General features: G+C 66.6%; 1 protein-coding gene. It reads right to left on the bottom strand.

Annotated elements, in window-relative coordinates:
• Positions 1 to 610, bottom strand: a 610-nt coding sequence (locus tag GY937_08075) for a tandem-95 repeat protein (protein ID MCP5056670.1), incomplete at both ends; no start/stop codon positions are given.

Raw genomic sequence — 610 nt, 5'->3', positions numbered from 1 at the left:
TGAAGCCGAGTCGTTGGCGGCGGTGGGGGCGTCGTTCTGGGGCGTGACCGTGACGGTCACACTGGCGACGTTGGAGGTTGCGCCCGAGGCATCATCGATGGTGTACGAGAAGGAGTCACCGATGGTCTCGGAGCCGTCGTGGGTGTAGGTGAGGGTTCCGTCGCCGTTGTCGACCAGGCTACCGTTGGCGGGGGCGCTCGTGATGACGATCGAGGTCAGATCCAGGGCGTCGTCCGGGTCCGTGTCGTTGCTCGCGAGGTCGATGACGACGCTCGCGCCTTCGTCGACCGAGGCGGCGTTCGCGATCGCGGTGGGGGAATCGTTGATCGGGTTGATCGTGAGGGTGACGGCCGCGACGTTGGAGGTGGTGCCGGAGACATCGTCGATGGTGTAGGAGAAGGAGTCCCCGACGGTCTCGGAGCCGTCGTGGGTGTAGGTGAGGGTTCCGTCGCCGTTGTCGACCAGGCTACCGTTGGCGGGGGCCGAGGTGATCACGATCGAGGTCAGATCCAGGGCGTCGTCCGGGTCCGTGTCGTTACCCGCGAGGTCGATGACGACGCTTGCGCCTTCGTCGACCGAGGCGGCGTTGGCGACCGCGGTTGGCGCATCG

This window comes from bacterium (assembly GCA_024228115.1).
In the GTDB taxonomy this organism is placed as follows: Bacteria; Myxococcota_A; UBA9160; order UBA9160; family UBA6930.
This window is presented reverse-complemented; position numbering and strand designations above follow the sequence as displayed.